At 70.9% G+C, this 15,408-nt stretch carries 15 protein-coding genes; 2 read left to right on the top strand and 13 right to left on the bottom strand.

Translation table 11 applies throughout. The features are described from left to right. Positions 1 to 45 precede the first annotated feature (45 nt). From IPN03_08090 to ettA, 4 genes are all read right to left on the bottom strand, one after another. Positions 46 to 825: an SDR family oxidoreductase gene (locus IPN03_08090; GenBank protein MBK9373685.1), complete on the bottom strand. Its 780-nt coding sequence runs from the start codon at positions 823 to 825 to the stop codon at positions 46 to 48. A gap of 72 nt (positions 826 to 897) precedes the next feature. Further along, the gene (locus IPN03_08085) at positions 898 to 2,325 is read right to left on the bottom strand and encodes a carotenoid oxygenase family protein (GenBank protein ID MBK9373684.1); all 1,428 of its coding nucleotides are present in this window, start codon (positions 2,323 to 2,325) and stop codon (positions 898 to 900) included. 229 nt (positions 2,326 to 2,554) lie between these two features. Then, the gene (locus IPN03_08080) at positions 2,555 to 3,085 is read right to left on the bottom strand and encodes a hypothetical protein (GenBank protein ID MBK9373683.1); all 531 of its coding nucleotides are present in this window, start codon (positions 3,083 to 3,085) and stop codon (positions 2,555 to 2,557) included. Between the two features lie 41 nt (positions 3,086 to 3,126). Further along, entirely contained in the window at positions 3,127 to 4,809 is a 1,683-nt protein-coding gene (ettA, locus tag IPN03_08075; protein ID MBK9373682.1) for an energy-dependent translational throttle protein EttA, read from the bottom strand. Positions 4,810 to 5,093: 284 nt separating this feature from the next. On the opposite strand from ettA, the gene IPN03_08070 reads away from it, so the two are divergent. Both IPN03_08070 and IPN03_08065 read left to right on the top strand, forming a co-directional pair. Beyond that, complete coding sequence (locus tag IPN03_08070; GenBank protein ID MBK9373681.1) at positions 5,094 to 5,633, top strand: DUF2911 domain-containing protein; 540 nt, start codon at positions 5,094 to 5,096, stop codon at positions 5,631 to 5,633. 40 nt (positions 5,634 to 5,673) lie between these two features. After that, entirely contained in the window at positions 5,674 to 7,824 is a 2,151-nt protein-coding gene (locus IPN03_08065; protein ID MBK9373680.1) for a S9 family peptidase, read from the top strand. A gap of 57 nt (positions 7,825 to 7,881) precedes the next feature. Here the strand turns inward: IPN03_08065 and purQ are convergent, their stop codons facing one another. The 9 genes from purQ to IPN03_08020 are packed head-to-tail and all read right to left on the bottom strand — an operon-like array spanning position 7,882 to position 15,401. Further along, positions 7,882 to 8,604, bottom strand: coding sequence for a phosphoribosylformylglycinamidine synthase subunit PurQ (gene purQ / locus IPN03_08060; GenBank protein ID MBK9373679.1), 723 nt, complete (start codon positions 8,602 to 8,604; stop codon positions 7,882 to 7,884). Further along, entirely contained in the window at positions 8,601 to 8,843 is a 243-nt protein-coding gene (purS, locus tag IPN03_08055; GenBank protein MBK9373678.1) for a phosphoribosylformylglycinamidine synthase subunit PurS, read from the bottom strand. Before purS ends, purQ begins: the two co-directional genes overlap by 4 nt. After that, positions 8,840 to 9,643 (bottom strand): MBL fold metallo-hydrolase, encoded by an 804-nt coding sequence (locus IPN03_08050; GenBank protein ID MBK9373677.1) that lies wholly within the window; start codon positions 9,641 to 9,643, stop codon positions 8,840 to 8,842. Before IPN03_08050 ends, purS begins: the two co-directional genes overlap by 4 nt. Continuing rightward, positions 9,640 to 10,125, bottom strand: a complete 486-nt coding sequence (gene dut, locus IPN03_08045) for a dUTP diphosphatase (protein ID MBK9373676.1) — start codon at positions 10,123 to 10,125, stop codon at positions 9,640 to 9,642. The genes IPN03_08050 and dut overlap by 4 nt, the downstream gene beginning before the upstream one ends. Further along, the gene (locus IPN03_08040; protein ID MBK9373675.1) at positions 10,122 to 11,405 is read right to left on the bottom strand and encodes an insulinase family protein; all 1,284 of its coding nucleotides are present in this window, start codon (positions 11,403 to 11,405) and stop codon (positions 10,122 to 10,124) included. The genes dut and IPN03_08040 overlap by 4 nt, the downstream gene beginning before the upstream one ends. A gap of 31 nt (positions 11,406 to 11,436) precedes the next feature. Beyond that, entirely contained in the window at positions 11,437 to 12,078 is a 642-nt protein-coding gene (locus IPN03_08035) for a type II secretion system protein (GenBank protein MBK9373674.1), read from the bottom strand. Continuing rightward, positions 12,072 to 12,530 carry a type II secretion system protein gene (locus tag IPN03_08030; GenBank protein ID MBK9373673.1) on the bottom strand — a complete coding sequence of 153 codons (459 nt, stop codon included), beginning with the start codon at positions 12,528 to 12,530 and terminating at the stop codon, positions 12,072 to 12,074. The genes IPN03_08035 and IPN03_08030 overlap by 7 nt, the downstream gene beginning before the upstream one ends. A gap of 2 nt (positions 12,531 to 12,532) precedes the next feature. Beyond that, positions 12,533 to 12,994, bottom strand: a complete 462-nt coding sequence (locus tag IPN03_08025) for a prepilin-type N-terminal cleavage/methylation domain-containing protein (protein ID MBK9373672.1) — start codon at positions 12,992 to 12,994, stop codon at positions 12,533 to 12,535. Between the two features lie 10 nt (positions 12,995 to 13,004). Beyond that, positions 13,005 to 15,401, bottom strand: coding sequence for a hypothetical protein (locus IPN03_08020; protein MBK9373671.1), 2,397 nt, complete (start codon positions 15,399 to 15,401; stop codon positions 13,005 to 13,007). Positions 15,402 to 15,408: the final 7 nt, after the last annotated feature.

Genomic DNA, 15,408 nt, shown 5'->3' with positions numbered 1-15,408 from the left:
GGGCGTCGCCACGACCTCTCGATGCGCCGCGCCCGGTCTCGCGGCTCAGGAAGCCGTCGCCGGCGGGCGGCCCGCCGCCATCCCGCCGTCGACGGGGAGGACGGCGCCCGTGACGTTCGCGGCGCCGTCCGAGAGGAGGTAGAGGACGGCCGCGGCGACGTCGGCGGGCTCGGAGATGCGCCCCGTCGGGTGCATCGCCTGCGACACCTTCAGGCTCGCCTCGCTGGACGTGATCGCGGCCGACATCGGCGTCCGCACGAGGCCCGGGGAGACGACGTTCACGCGGATGCCGTACCGCGCCAGGTCCATCGCCGCCGACCGGGCGAGGCCCACGACCGCGGCCTTCGCCGCCGAGATCGCCGCGTGGTTCGGGAGGCCCAGGGAGGCCGCCGCCGAGCCGAAGAGGACGACCGAGCCGGCTCGCGCCTTCCGCATCGGACCGAGCGCGGCCTGGAGCGCCCGGAAGGCCGACCCCGCGTTGAGGTCGAGCTGGCGAGCGAAGTCCTCCTCGCCCGTTGCCGAGAACGGCTTCAGGAGGATGGAGCCGACGGCGTGGACCCAGCCGTCGAGGCGGCCGGTCCGGGCCACGGCCTCGGCCGCGGCAGCCGAGAGGGCGACCTGCGACCCGGCATCCGCGACGAAGGCACTCGCGGCCCCGGCCCGCCCCGCAAGGGCGTCCAGCTCCGCGACGCGCTCTGCGAGCATCGCTTCGTTTCGTGCCACGAGGAGGACGCTCCCCCCCTCGCGCACGACCCCGCGGGCCACCTCGCTTCCGATTCCGCCGGTTCCTCCGACGACGACGACCGTTTTGCCCGATAGCCTCATGCGGCTCTCTACGCCGCGCCCACGAGGCCGGACTGCCCGGGGGGGCGAACGGGCGGGTGAGCGAACGCCCCGCTACGCGCCCGGCCGCCAGTAACCGTGGAAGCTGACCGGCACGTGGTGCTCGAGGAGGACGCGGGCCAGGGGGCCGTCCGCGACCCTCGCCGCGTCGAGGATCGCGAGCGAGCTCCTCCTCGAGTCGCCGTCGTAGAGCTCGACGAGGAGCCACCCTTCCTCCTCCCCGGCGCGCGCCGGGTCGGGGACGAAGACCGGCTCGCTCGTGAAGACGCGGTCGCCGAAGTCGTGCTCGACGGTGCTCCCGTCCTCGAAGTCGACCCGCGCCACGGCGTTCCAGAAGAACTGTCGCGGCCGCGCGCTCGCCATCCAGCCCCAGCGGTTGCGCCGGCCGAGGAGGCGGTCGTCGATCCGCGGCCACTCGAAGCTCCCCCCGGCCACGACCTCGTTGCGCGCGCGCGTCGCACCCGGCGCGACCCGGATCCTCCGGACGAGCCCCGGGTGCTCGAAGCGCCCCGGCCGCCCCTTCATCACCTCGAGGACGAGCGGCTCCTCGCCGATGAAGTGGTCGGGGTCCTCGTAGCCGACGAAGTCGAGGACGAGCTCGTCCCCCTCCTCGTGCCCGTTGAACGAGTGCCACATGAACGACGCCTCGGTCTCGACGAAGCGGGGGGCGACGCCCCCGCCCCGCCGCTCCCTCGGGAGGATCATGAGGAGGCTCCCGTCGGCCCCGTTCCAACGTAGGGAGTCGACGATGCTCCTGAGGCCCAGGAGAAGGCCGAAGACCTCGATCGTCGCGGGGTGGAGGTGGAGGACGACGAAGCGCCGCGTCACGAACCAGTCGTGGACGTAGGAGAAGCGGGGGAGCGGGTAGACGTCGTGCCCGGCGAGGGAGCCGTCGGCGGCGAAGGTCGTCAGGTGGACGTTCAGCTTCCGCCCGAACTCGAGGCCGAAGTGGAGCCACTCGCCCGTCTCGACGTCGATCTTGTTGTGGGCCGCGTAGAGGGTCAGGTCGCGCGGGAGGCCGAAGCTCGTCTCGCCGACCGTCTCGAGCGTGTCGGCGTCGAGCTCCCACGGGAGCCCCGTCTCGTCGAACGCGAAGACCTTTCCCCACCGGGGGACCGCCGTGATGCCGGCCTGGCTCCGGATGTTCCGCTCGGGCAGGACGTTCGCGAAAAAGCCCCCGGGGGCCTGGGTGCTGAACGTGCCGAAGACGAACGCGCCGGCCTTCTCCTCGGCCACGAACTTCTCCGTCCTCACGAAGCGGGCGCGGTAGAAGACCCCCTCCTCGCCGAACCGGAACGCCTGGACGAGGCCGTCGCCGTCCAGGAGCGCCCTCCGGCGCTTCCCTCCCCGGTCGAAGAGGCCGGGCCCGTTGCGGTAGAGCGTCCCGCGAAGCCCCTCCGGGACCGTCCCCTCGACGCGCGGCGCGTACGACTTGTCCTCGAGGAGGCTCGTCGCGAGCCCTCCCCACGGCTCGGCGTCCATGAGCGCGGCGGTCCGGCTCGTCTTCAGCGGCGGGCTCGCGGAGCAGCCCGGCACGGCGAGCGCCACCCCGCCCGAGCCGAGAAGGCCGAGGAGTTCCCGCCTCGTCAAGCGGTTCTCCGGGAGAGAGCCGGGTTTGGTCACGAACGGACAGGCCGGGGAATCGTCAATTTCTTCCTCGTGTTCGCGGCGGGCGGGGCCACCCCTCGCACCGCCACGGCGGGCGGGCGCGTCAGCCCTGCGGCTTGTAGCGGTGCTCGTCGCAGAACGTGGACTGCGGCGTGTGGGCGGGGCGGAAGCAGACCCGGCAGGTCCCGGCCACGGGGGGCGGGCCCGCCACCTTCTGCGGGTTCCTCTTCATCATCTCCGCGAGGAACCCGACGCCGAAGACGCCGGCCGCGACGAGGACGCCGAGGGGGACCGCGAGGAGGGCGGTCACTCCGATCAGCCCGAGCGCGACGCCCGCGAGGAGGCCGGCGGCCCCGGCGGCGAGGAGCGGCATCGTCAATCCCCTTCCCGTCGCCTGCCTTTTCCTCTGCTGCGCCGCGAGCGCGGCCCGGACGTGCTCCTCCGGGATCCCGAGCTCCTCCGCGATCGCGAAGACGTTGCCCTCGCTCTTCAGCGAGGGGACCTCGGACTCCTGCTTCAGAGCCTCGCCCTGCAGGCGGCTCGCCTCCTGCAGGACCGCCGTCAGCTCGTCGCCCTTGAGGTCGATCGAGGGCGGGGCCGGTCGCGGGCGCTGCCTCAGGGACTCTTCAACCATGAGGGAATTCTAGAGGAAGCGCGTTCCCCCGCCTCTCTCCCCTACCCCGTCGTCAGCTTCCGGTACTTGATCCGGTGCGGCATGTCGGCGGCGGAGCCGAGGCGCTTGTGCCGGTCGGCCTCGTACTCCTGGTAGTTCCCCTCGAACCAGAACGTCTTCGAGTCCCCCTCGAAGGCGAGCATGTGGGTCGCGACGCGGTCGAGGAACCAGCGGTCGTGCGAGATGACGACGGCGCAGCCGGCGAAGGAGAGGAGAGCCTCTTCCAGCGCGCGGAGCGTGTCGACGTCGAGGTCGTTCGTCGGCTCGTCGAGGAGGAGGAGGTTGCCGGCCTTCTTCACGGTGCGGGCGAGGTGGAGGCGGTTCATCTCGCCCCCGGAGAGGTCGCCGATCCGCTTCTGCTGGTCGGCCCCCTTGAAGTTGAACATCGAGCACCAGGCGCGGCTGCTCATCTCGCGGCGGCCGACCATGATCTTCTCCTCGCCGCCGGAGATCTCCTCCCAGACCGACTTCGTCTTGTCGGGCCGGTCGCGGTTCTGGTCGACGTACGAGGGGAAGACCGTCTCCCCCACCTTCAGGACGCCGCCGTCGGGCGTCTCGAGGCCCATGATCATCTTGAAGAGGGTCGTCTTGCCGGCCCCGTTCGGGCCGATGACGCCGACGATGCCGCCCTTCGGGAGGTCGAAGGAGAGGTCGTCGAAGAGGAGGTTGTCGCCGTACGACTTCTTCAGGCTCTCCGAGCGGACGACGACGTCGCCGAGCCGGGGCCCGGCCGGGATGTAGATCTCGTTCGTCTCGCCGCGGCTGTCGGCCCCGCTGTCGGCGAGGAGCTGCTCGTAGGCCTGCAGGCGCGCCTTCCCTTTGGCGTGCCGGGCGCGGGGGGCCATGCGGACCCACTCCAGCTCGCGCTCGAGCGTCTTCTGCTTGGTCGTCTCGGCCTTCTCCTCCTGGGCGAGGCGCGACGCCTTCTGCTCGAGCCAGGAGGTGTAGTTCCCCTTCCACGGGATGCCGGCGCCGCGGTCCAGCTCGAGGATCCACTGGGCGACGTTGTCGAGGAAGTAGCGGTCGTGCGTGACGGCGACGACGGTGCCGGGGTACTCGGCGAGGTGCTGCTCGAGCCAGGCGACCGACTCGGCGTCGAGGTGGTTCGTCGGCTCGTCGAGGAGGAGGAGGTCGGGCTTCTCGAGGAGGACGCGGCAGAGCGCGACGCGCCGGCGCTCGCCGCCGGAGATCTTCGTGACGTCGGAATCGGGAGGCGGGCAGCGCAGCGCGTCCATCGCCGTCTCGAGGGTCCGGTCGAGGTCCCAGCCGTTCGCCGCCTCGATGGCGTCCTGGACGCGGCCGTACTCGGCCATGACCTTCTCCATCTCGTCGTCGGAGAGGCTCTCGCCCATCTTCTCGCCCAGCTCGTCGAAGCGCGCGAGGAGCTTCTTGGTCGGCGCCACGGCCGCCTCGACGTTCTCGAGAACGGTCTTGGCCGGGTCGAGCCACGGGTCCTGCGCCAGGAAGCCGACGCGCGTCCCCTCGGCCGCAAAGGCCTCGCCGTTGAAGTCCTTGTCGACGCCCGCCATGATTCGCAGGAGCGACGACTTCCCCGCCCCGTTCAGGCCGAGGACGCCGATCTTGGCGCCGGGGAAGAACGAGAGGTAGATCCCCTTCAGGATCTCCCGCTGGGGCGGGACGACCTTGCGGAGGTTGACCATCGTGTAGATGTATTGCGGTGCCATGGCGAGACCTCGTCGCGGCTTCGGCCGCGGGGGCGGGAGAGTAGCAGAGCGCCCCGGGAGATCCCCGGCCTGCCTGATCGGAAAGATCTGCCGCTCCCCAGGGAAAGGAGAAAGTGAGGTTGCCCCGGCACACGGTTCCTCCCTCTCACCACCCCCCCCCCGACCGCCTCGCGACCGGTCAGCTGACCTACTGACGGCTCGCCGGTCCGGTCGCCCCGGACCGGCGGCACCCGCCTCCCGTAAACTCCCCTCCCGGCCGGACCCGAGCCGGCCGCGGAGGTCGAATGCGCCGAGCCGTCCTCATCATCGCCATGTCCCTCCTCGCACCCGGCGCGCTCGCGCAGACGGGAAAGCCCACGCTTCCCCGCGTGCCCCTCTCGCCCCGCGCGACGGAGGTGATCGCCGTCGGCACCGGGCAGGTCCAGGTCGAGTACAGCCGGCCGTTCGCGAAGGGCCGGAAGATCTTCGGGGGCCTCGTACCCTGGGGCACGGTCTGGAGGACGGGTGCCAACGCAGCGACGACGCTGAAGACGAATGTCGGCCTGACCCTCGGAGACGTCGCCGTTCCGAAAGGGACCTACACGCTCTACACCCTGCCGGGGGAAAAATCCTGGAAGCTCATCGTGAACCGCCAGACGGGGCAGTGGGGGACGGAGTACGACCCGAAGATGGACGTCGCGCGGATCGGCATGAACGTCGAGACGCGCGCCGACGCCCTCGAGGCCTTCACGATCTCGTTCCTCCCGGAGGACGCCTTCCGGGGAAGCCTGCGCATCTCCTGGGAGAAGCTGACGGTCTCCGTTCCCTACGCCTTCCGCCAATGACGGGAGCGGGTCTCACGACCCTCCCGGAGGAGACGCTCGAATGACCCTGAAGCCCGCCTTCGCGGCTGCCCTTCTCGCCCTGGCAGCACTTCCCCTCGCCGCCGCCCCCGAGAAGCGGGCCGTGACGATCGAAGACCTCCACAAGGTGAGAGGGGTGGCCGAGCCCGCCATCGCACCGGACGGACGGAGCCTCGTCTATACCGTCACGACGACCGACCTGCCGGCCGTCAAGCGCTGGACGAATCTCTGGCGCGTCGATGCCGACGGCAAGAACGCCCGCGCCCTGACGGTCCTCGACAAGCGCGACGCGAGCCCGTCGTTCTCGCCCGACGGCGCGACGCTCGCGTTCCTCTCGACGCGTTCCGGCGACCCGCAGGTCTGGTTCCTGCCGGTCGCCGGGGGCGAGCCCGAGAAGAAGACCGACGTCCCCGGCGGCGTCGGCGCGTTTCGCTTCTCGCCCGACGGCAAGCGCCTCTTCCTCGTCGCCGACGTCTGGCCCGCCTGCGCCGCCGACCTCGACTGCAACCGGAAGAGGAACGACGCGATGGAGAAGGGAAAGATGAAGGCGGTCGTCGCCGACTCCCTCTTCGTCCGCCGGTGGGACTCCTGGGAGGACGGCAAGCGGACGCACGTCCTCCGGATGGACCTCGCCGACGCGAAGGCCCCGCTCGTCGACCTGACACCGGGCGATTTCGACTCCCCCGCCTTCTCGGTCGGCGGCGGTGCCGACTTCGACGTCTCTCCCGACGGCAAGGAGCTCGCCTTCACGTCGCACCGCGATGCGAACCCCTCCTCTTCGACGAACGTCGACGTCTACGTCGTGCCGGTGGACGGCACCCCCGAGCAGCTGAAGGCGCCGAGGAACCTCACCGCGAAGAACCCGGCCTTCGACGGCTCGCCGAAGTACTCGCCCGACGGGAAGTCGATCGCCTTCCGGATGCAGCGGACCCCCGGGTACGAGTCCGACCGCTTCCTCCTCGCCCTCTTCGACCGGGCGAGCGGCGCGAGCCGTGTCCTCACCGAGGCGTTCGACTCCTGGGTCGGCGACTACCGCTTCCACCCGGACGGGAAGCGGGTCTTCTTTCTCGCCGACATGAAGGGGCGCACGCCGCTCTTCGACCTCGACCTCGCCTCCGGCGCGATCCAGGCCGTCACGGCCGTCGGGCACGTCGACGCGTTCGAGATCGCCCGCGACGGGACCTGGGCCGTCCTCGCCCGCCGCCAGATGCACCTGCCGGCCGAGCTCTGGCAGGTGGCGCTCGCCGGGAAGGCGCCGGGCACCACGACGCCCCTCACGTTCCAGAACCAGGCTCTTCTCGAGGAGGTCGACTTCCGGCCGATGGAGGAGGCCTACGTCGACAGCCCGTCGGGCAAGAAGATCCAGGTCCTCCTCGTCAAGCCGCACGGCTTCGACCCGGCGAAGAAGTACCCCGTCATCGTGAACGTCCACGGCGGCCCGCAGATGCAGTGGGCCGACGCGTTCCGCGGGGACGCGCAGGTCTACCCCGGCGCAGGCTACGTCGTCGCGTTCCCGAACCCGCACGGCTCGACCGGCTGGGGGCAGGACTTCACCGCCGCGATCTCGGGCGACTGGGACGGCAAGGTGATGAAGGACGTCCTCGCCGTGGCCGACTGGCTCGCCGTGCAGCCGTGGGCCGACAGGGACCGGATCGGGGCGATGGGCTGGTCGTGGGGCGGCTACGCGATGATGTGGCTCGCCGGAAACGACAACCACTTCAAGGCGCTCGCCTCGATGATGGGCGTCTACGACCTCCGGTCGATGTACTCGATGACCGAGGAGCTCTGGTTCCCCGAGTGGGACCTGAAGGGGACCCCCTGGCAGAACCCCGGGGGGTACGCGAAGCAGAGCCCGTCGTCGTACGTCGAGAAGTTCAGGACGCCGACGCTCGTGATCACCGGCCAGAAGGACTTCCGCGTCCCCTACACGCAGTCGCTCGCGTTCTTCACCGACCTGCAGAAGATGGGCGTCCCGTCGCGCCTGATCGTCCTCGAGAACGCGAGCCACTGGCCCGGCTGGTACGACATGGTCCTCTACTACGCCGCCCACCTCGACTGGTTCCACAAGTACCTCGGCGGCGCTCCCTCCCCCTACGACCCGAAGGCGCTCGTGGCGAACGACGTCTTCGGAAAGGAGAAGGACGGGAAGAAGGACGAGGCCGCGAAAAAGTAGCCCTGTCTTCCGCGAGCCCGGAACCGAAGGCCGCGCCGGGAGCGCGGCCTTCGCCGTTCAGGCCGTCCGGCCGAGGAGGAGGGCGTTCGCGAACGAGCGGAAGAGCCGTGCGCCGTCGGCGTTTCCGAGCATCGCCTCGGAGGCCCGCTCGGGGTGCGGCATGAGCCCGACGACGTTCCGCTCGCGGTTGCAGACGCCCGCGACGTCGTCGAGGGAGCCATTCGGGTTCGCGCCCGTGCCGCGCGACCCCGCCGCGTCGCAGTAGCGGAAGACGACCTGGTCGTGGGTCGTCACGTCGTCGAAGGTCGCGGCCTCGGCGCGCCAGTTGCCGTCGCCGTGCGCGATCGGGAGACGCAGGACGTCGCCCTTCGTCAGCTCGGCGGTGAACGGCGTCCGGATCGTCTCCACGCGGATGAAGACGTCCTCGCACCGGAAGCGCTGGCCCGAGTTGAGGAGGAGCGCGCCCGGGAGGAGCCCCGCCTCGCAAAGGACCTGGAAGCCGTTGCAGATGCCGAGAACGGGGCCACCCCGTGCCGCGAAGTCGCGCACGGCGTCCATGATCGGCGAGAAGCGGGCGAGCGCGCCGCAGCGCAGGTAGTCGCCGTAGGAGAAGCCGCCGGGGAGGATGACCAGGTCGGGGCGGCCGAGGTCGGTGCCGGCGTGCCAGACGGGGCGCGCGTCGGCTCCGATCGTCGCCTCGACGGCGTGGACGGCGTCGTGGTCGCAGTTCGAGCCGGGGAAGACGACCACCGAGACGCGCGGCCGCGCCCCGGCGCTCACCCGAGCACCTCGGCTTCGTACTCCTCGATGACGGGATTGCAGAGGAGCTTCTCGGCCATCTGCCCGGCGAGAGCCGTCGCCTCGGCGGCGTCCCGGGCCTCGACCTCGACGCGGAAGACCTTCCCCGCGCGGACGTCGCCGACGCCCGGGAAGCCGAGCCGCGCCAGCGCCCCCGCGATCGCCTTGCCCTGCGGGTCGAGGACTCCCGACTTCGGGACCACCGTCACCTGGACCTTCATTCGATTCCTCCCGCGGGCCGCGCCCGGTACCAGCCGGTCGGTGCGTCGGGACCCGCCACCTCGAGGACGACTTTCGCCCCGAGCCGTTCGACGCCCTGGCGGAGCGCGCGCTCGGCCAGGGTCGGCGTGTTGTTGTTCTTCGACAGGTGCAGCCCCACGACGATCCTCGTCCGTTCGCCGAGCAGGCGCGCGAGGCCCGCGGCCGCGGCCTCGTTCGAGAGGTGCCCCACGTCCGAGAGGATCCGCTTCTTCAGGAACGCCGGGTAGGCCCCTTCCCGGAGGACGTCGACGTCGTGGTTCGCCTCGAGGCCGAGGACGTCGCACCCTTCGAGGGCTTCGAGAACGTTCTCCGAGAGATGCCCGAGGTCCGTCGCGACCCCGACGCGCCGCCCGGCGCCGTCTGCGAAGACGTAGCAGACCGGGTCGACCCCGTCGTGCGGCGTGCGGGTCACCCGGACGGTCAGGTCGCCCCCGCCGAAGCAGAGCTCCGCGCCGTCCGCGACGGTGCGCAGATCGGCGAAGAGCGGCCCGGGGAGGCCCGCCTTCGCGAGCGTGCCCTGCGTGGCATAGACGGGAATGCCGCGTTTCGTGGCGAGGACCGCCGCGGAACAGACGTGGTCCGAGTGCTCGTGCGTCAGGAGGAGCGCCGAGACGTCGTCGAGAGTCATCCCGAGCTTGCCGAGCCGCACGCCGATCTGCCGCGGCGAGAGGCCGGCGTCGAGGAGGACGGCGGTGCGGCCGGCCCGGATCACCGCGCAGTTCCCCGTGGAGCCCGACCCGAGGAAGGCGACCTCGATCACGCCGTCCCCGTCGACCCGAAGCCGCCGGCGCCGCGCGCGGTGCCGTTCAGCTCGGGGGCCCGCTCGAAGCGCGCCCGCACGACGGGCGCCACGACGAGCTGGGCGATCCGCTCCCCGCGGGCGAGCGTGACCGGCTCGGCGCCGAGGTTCACGAGGATGACGCCCACCTCGCCGCGGTAGTCGGCGTCGATCGTCCCGACGCCGTTGGCGAGGGCGAGCCCCTTCTTCAGCGCGAGGCCCGAGCGGGCGCGGACCTGCGCCTCGAAGCCGGGCGGGATCTCGAGCGTCAGGCCGGTCGGAACGACGGCGCGGGCGCCGGGAGCGAGCGTCATCGGCGTCTCGAGGGCCGCCCGCAGGTCGGCGCCGGCCGCGAGGTCGCTGGCGTACTCCGGAGGACCGAGATCCGCGCACTCCGGGCGGAGCCGGAATCGGACCGTGACGCTCCCGGAGACGCTCTCGGGGGCGCGCGAGGCGGCGCTCACGCCGCGAGCTCGCCGGCGAGGTCGTCGACGGTGGCGCCGACGAGGGAAGGGCCCGTCACGCCGAAACCGGTCGCATCGGGCGTCCCGAAGAGAACGCCGATGGCGTCGTCGACCTCGGCCGCCGTCACGGCCTCGATCTCGGCGATCACCTCGTCGGCCTCCCAGGGTCGCCCCCGGTAGAGCCAGGCGCGGACCACGCCCTCGCGCCGCGAGGAGGTCGACTCGAGCGACATCGCGATCTCGGCCCGGACCTGGTCCTTCGCGCGCCGCAGCTCGGAGCGCGTGATCCCCGTGCTGCGCAGCTCGCGCAGGACGGCGCCCGTGGCGCGGACGAGCTTCGGGAGCTTCTTCGGCGCCGTCGCCGCCTCGATGAGCGCCATCCCGCCGTCGCGGTGGAGCGTGAGCCCCGCCCCGACGTGGTAGGCGAGGCCGTGCCGCTCGCGGACGCGCCGCCAGAGGCGGGACGAGACGCCCCCTCCGAGGACGACGGAGAGGAGCCACGCGGCGGGGACCTGACGGTCGGCGTAGGCCGGGGCCGGCGTCCCCACGAGGAGGTGCGTCTGGGTCAGGTCGAGCCGCGGGATGTGGAAGGCGCAGCGCGTCGCCCTCGGCGACAGGCGGGCCGCGGCCTCCGGGCCGAGCGGGGCCGGCGCGTGACGCCGCTTCCTGCGCTCGGCCGAGAGGAGCCTCAGAAACGCCTCCGGCTCGAACGCGCCGACCGCGACGAGGAGCGTCCTCTCCGGCCGGAAGACCTCGCGAAAACGCTTCACGAGCCGCCCGCGCGTCAGGGCGCGAACCGTCTCGCCGGTCCCGAGGATCGGGGCGCCGAGCGGATGGTCGGGCCAGTAGGAACGGACGAACGTCTCGTGGAGGCGGTCCTCGGGAACGTCGTTCGCTTCGGCCATCTCCTCGAGGATGACCTTCCGCTCGGTCTCGACGTCGTCGGCCGTGAAGGCCGGCGCTTCCGTCAGGTCCAGCAGGAGAGAGAGCGCGTCGGGCAGCCGCTCGGACGGTGTCCGGGCGTGGACCGCCATCCACTCCTTCGTGGTGTAGGCGTCGCAGTCGCCGCCGAGGCGGTCGGTCGTCCGGGCGATCGCCGCGCCCGTGCGGCGGCGGGATCGGCGGAAGAGGAGGTGCTCGAGGAAGTGGGTCGATCCGAGGTCCGAGGGCTCCTCGTCGGCCGATCCTCCCGCGACGTAGATGCCGAGGGCCACGCTGCGCACGTCCCGCATCGGGTCGAGCCAGACGGCGAGGCCGTCTCCGAGGGTTCGGGTCTCCACGGCGCGGATCTTACCGTCGGGCCGTGATGGGTCAGTTCCTGCCGCCGCCGGGGGGAGCGGGACCCGTTCCGCCGAAGCCGGGACCGGGTCCCGTGCTCGACCCGCCATCTCCGGGCTTGAGGGCCAGGCTCTCCTCGGTGAACCGCCACTCGTTGTACGACTCCCGACCTTCCCAGAGGCGGTAGCCACTCTCGGTCGACTTCGAGTAGACCCCCATCACGGGACCTGCGGCGGCGCCGCCGGCCCCGGGCAGGGCGGTGCCGGCGAACGGCCCGGGCGTCGGCGTCGGACGCGGCGTCGGGGTCGCCCGCGGACTCAGCCCCGAGCCCGTCCCGCCGCCCGACGTCACGGGTGTCCCCGCCATCGAGATGGTTCCCCACGCGCCGTCCTTCGTCATCGGGTCTTTCCAGAGCTTGCGGATGCTCCGGGGCTTCACGTCGAGGAGCTCCTGCAGCGCGTTCGGGTAGCGCCCGTAGCGCCGCCGGAATACGCGGATACCCTCCGCGTACTGGAGACCGCGGAAGATCAGCTCGGCCTCGCGCTCGCGCTGCGCCTGGGCCGAGGCCAGGGGCAGGACCGCGGCGATCAGGACCGACGCCACCGTGATCCCCACGAGGAGGGCGACGAGCGTGTACCCGCCCCGCCCCTGCCGCGGCCCCGTCCCGTTCACCACGTGTTGTAGGCGGTCCCGTCGAGCGCCATCGCCTTCGACCCCGAGTGGACGTCGATGACGCCGAGCGGCTCCTCGGTCGCTGCCTCGGCCGAGGAGGGCTCCTCGAAGACGAGCTCCCACGTGTCGGTCGACTTCGTGAACGGGTCGATCGGGACCTTCCGGATGTACTTCTCCTGGACCAGGACCTCGAGCGACTCGGGGTAGTGCCCCTTGTCGGCCTTGTACTGGTCGAGGCAGGAGCGGAACGTGAAGAGGTTCTCCCGGAGGGCGGCCTCCTTGGCCTTGATCGGCGTCTGCAGGAGCATCGGAATGCCGATCGACGCCAGGATGCCGATGATCGCCATGACGACGAGCAATTCGATCAATGTGAAGCCTCGGCGTCGGGCGGGAGGAAGGGCGTCAGAAGGAACCGGAGGCGTCCCCTCAGGAGCGTTCGGGAGATGGCTCGTCATGTTCACCAGTCCTTGTACTTCGTGCCGTCCAGCGCCGTCTTGTCGGAAAGGGAGTAGACGTCGTAGACGTTCTGGCGCCCCCAGCTGGTCGAGTCGAAGTCGTCCTGCAGGCTCCTGAGGCCCCACTCCGTCTCACCCGTCATCGGGTCGACCGGGATCCTCCGGAGAAACTTCCGCACCTTCTTGACCTGCCCGACGAGCTCGATCCCCTCGACGAGCTTCTCGAGCTCCTTCGGGTACCCCTCCGTGTCGAGCTCGACCGGGATCAGCCCCTGGTCGGAGAGGCGCTTGTGCTCGTCGATGGCCGTGCGCATCGTGCGGAGCGCTTCCTTCAGCTCCATTTCCTTCATCCGCGTCCAGTTGAACCGCGCCACGGGGACGATCATCGCCGTCAGGACCAGGATCAAGGTGACGACGACGACGAGCTCGACGAGCGAGTAGCCGCGGGCGCGGGACAGGGTCATCGGAATCGCCTCAGGGCGCCACCGACAGCGTCACGGCGTCCGCCTCGGGCCGGAGCGCTCCCGTCTTGCCGTACCCGGCCCCCGCCGACATCCGGAACAGCGTCTGTCCCGGGGCGAGGGCACGGACGGTGAACCGCGCGAGCGCGCCGCTCGGCAGGCCGACGACGCCCGTGGGCGAGCCGAGGCCGACCCTCACGCGGCCGGGCCCGCGGTCGGCGTCGAGGCGCGTGTTCAGTGCCGCCGAGCCCGTGCGCCACGGCCCCGGCGAGATCGTGACGATCTCGGCGACCGCCGGGTCCCACTCGAGGGTGATCTCGAGCGCCCCCGCGTCGGCCAGCTCGGCGGGCCCGCTGAGCGTCATCGTCGTCGTCTCGCCCGCAGACAGCTCGGAGTTCTCGATCTCGAGGCCGAGGGCGAGCGACTGCGGACCGGCGGTTTCGACGAAGCTCGCGGAGGCCGGTGCCGCGTCCCCCCCCGCCAGCGGTGTCTTCGGAGACGCCGGTGCCGGCGTCGGCGTCGGCGCCGCCGGCTTGAACGGGTCGTTCGGACCGGTTCCCTGGAGCGGAAGGATCCCCGGGGCGGGCACGTTGGCCGGGACCGGGTTCGTCGGCGACACCGGGCGGGAGGCCGGGGCCTCGGAGGGCGCGTCGAACGGCGTCGCGGGCGCCTGCGGCGACTCGAGCCGCACGTTCAGGCCCGAGAAGCTGACGTTGTTCTCGGTGCCGACCCAGACCGGAATGAGGTCCTCCTCTTCGATCTGCGGCGCGCGCGTGATGTGCGGCGTGAGGGTCAGGAAGATGTCGTTGCGGTCGTTCTGCGTGTTCGTCGTCGAGAAGAGCGGTCCGATGAGAGGGAGGTCGGAGAGGAACGGCATGCCCGACTTCGTCCTGAGCTTCGTCGTCTGGATGAGGCCGGCCAGGAAGCTCGTCTCGCCGTCCTTCAGACGGATGTTCGACGTGATGGTGCGGGTCGCGATGATCGGCTGTTCCTGGCCGTTCTGCCCCGCGACCGATCCGTTGAGGTTCGAGACCTCGACGGTCAGCTTCAGCGAGACCTCCTTGTTGTGGTGGACCCGCGTCTCGATGTCGAGCTTGATGCCGATGTCCTGGTACTGGAACGACGTCACCGGGACGACGCCGACCTGGCCGACCGCCTGCTGCGTGTTGATCGTCGTGACCGGGATCGGGACGCGGTCCCCGATCACGAGCTGGGCCTTCTCGCCCTCGGCGATCCGGAGCTGGGGCCGGGCCAGGATCTCCGCGTCGGTGTTCGACTTGAGGAAGTTGACGGCGATCGACGGGATCGTGAAGTTGAAGTCGGAGAGGGAGAGCTTGAGGAGGTCGTTCCAGGGGAGCGACGTGATCGGCTTGCCGTCGTTCCCCGTCGCCGTGCCGGTCGTGATCGGCTTGTAGCTCGAGAGGGCGACTCCGAGGTCCATGAGCTTCTTCGTGCTGAGCTGGAGCAGCTCGACGTCGAGGACGACCTCGGCCTTGGCCTTGTCGTTCACCTCGATGAGCCGCTCGGCGACGGCGACCTTGTCGGCCGTGTCGCGGATGACGATCGCGTTGAGCTGGGTGACCGTCGCCATCCTCCGCAGGTCGAGGAGGCCGCGGACCATCGTCGAGACGTCCTTCACGTCGCCGTTCGAGAGGAAGAACGTCCTGACGACCTGGTCCTCGTACTCCTTCCGGTTCTGCTGGGTGTCCTGAGCGACGAGGATCGTCTTCTCGTCGATGACCTTGTAGAAGTGCCCCGCCTGCCGCATCGTCGTCTCCAGGGCCTTCTGGAACGACAGGTTCCTGAGGTCGATGGTGAACTTGTCGTCCTTCAGCTGCGGGTCGAAGATGACGTTGATCCCGGAGGCGGTGCAGAGGGCCTGGTAGATCTTCTTGATCGGCGTGTCGGGCGGAAAGGTGACGTCGATCGGCTTGTCCGACGCCGGGTTCAGCATCGGCGGGGCGGCCCTGCGGCCCTTGGCTTTCGCCTTGGCCTTTTCGGTCGGCGACCCGCCCAGCGTCTCGAGGCGGCGCACCTCGATCTCCTCGACGACCTTCTTCAGCTCCTGGACGGCGACGTCGTTCGTCGGGTCGAGCGCGACGCTCTGCTCGAGCTCCACTTTCGCGAGGTCGAGCTGCCCCGCCGAGCGGTGGAGCCGCCCCCGCCCGAGGTGGGTCTGGGCGGCCTGAAGCCGCGCGCGGAAGAGGGACGACTCGTACTTCTTGTTCGCCGGGTCGAGGGACGCCGCCTTCTGGTAGGCCATGACGGCCATGTCCCAGTACTCCAGCTGCTCGTAGTCCCGCGCCTCGCGGAACGCGCGCTCGGAGGCACAGCCGGAAGCGCCCACGGCCAGGGCGAGGGCGGCGGCGAGAAGGAGAACTCGGGGCGGTCGCGGTCTCTGAACGGTCATGGGCGTC

This window comes from Holophagales bacterium (assembly GCA_016719485.1).
Taxonomy (GTDB): Bacteria; Acidobacteriota; Thermoanaerobaculia; order UBA5066; family UBA5066; genus UBA5066.
This window is presented reverse-complemented; position numbering and strand designations above follow the sequence as displayed.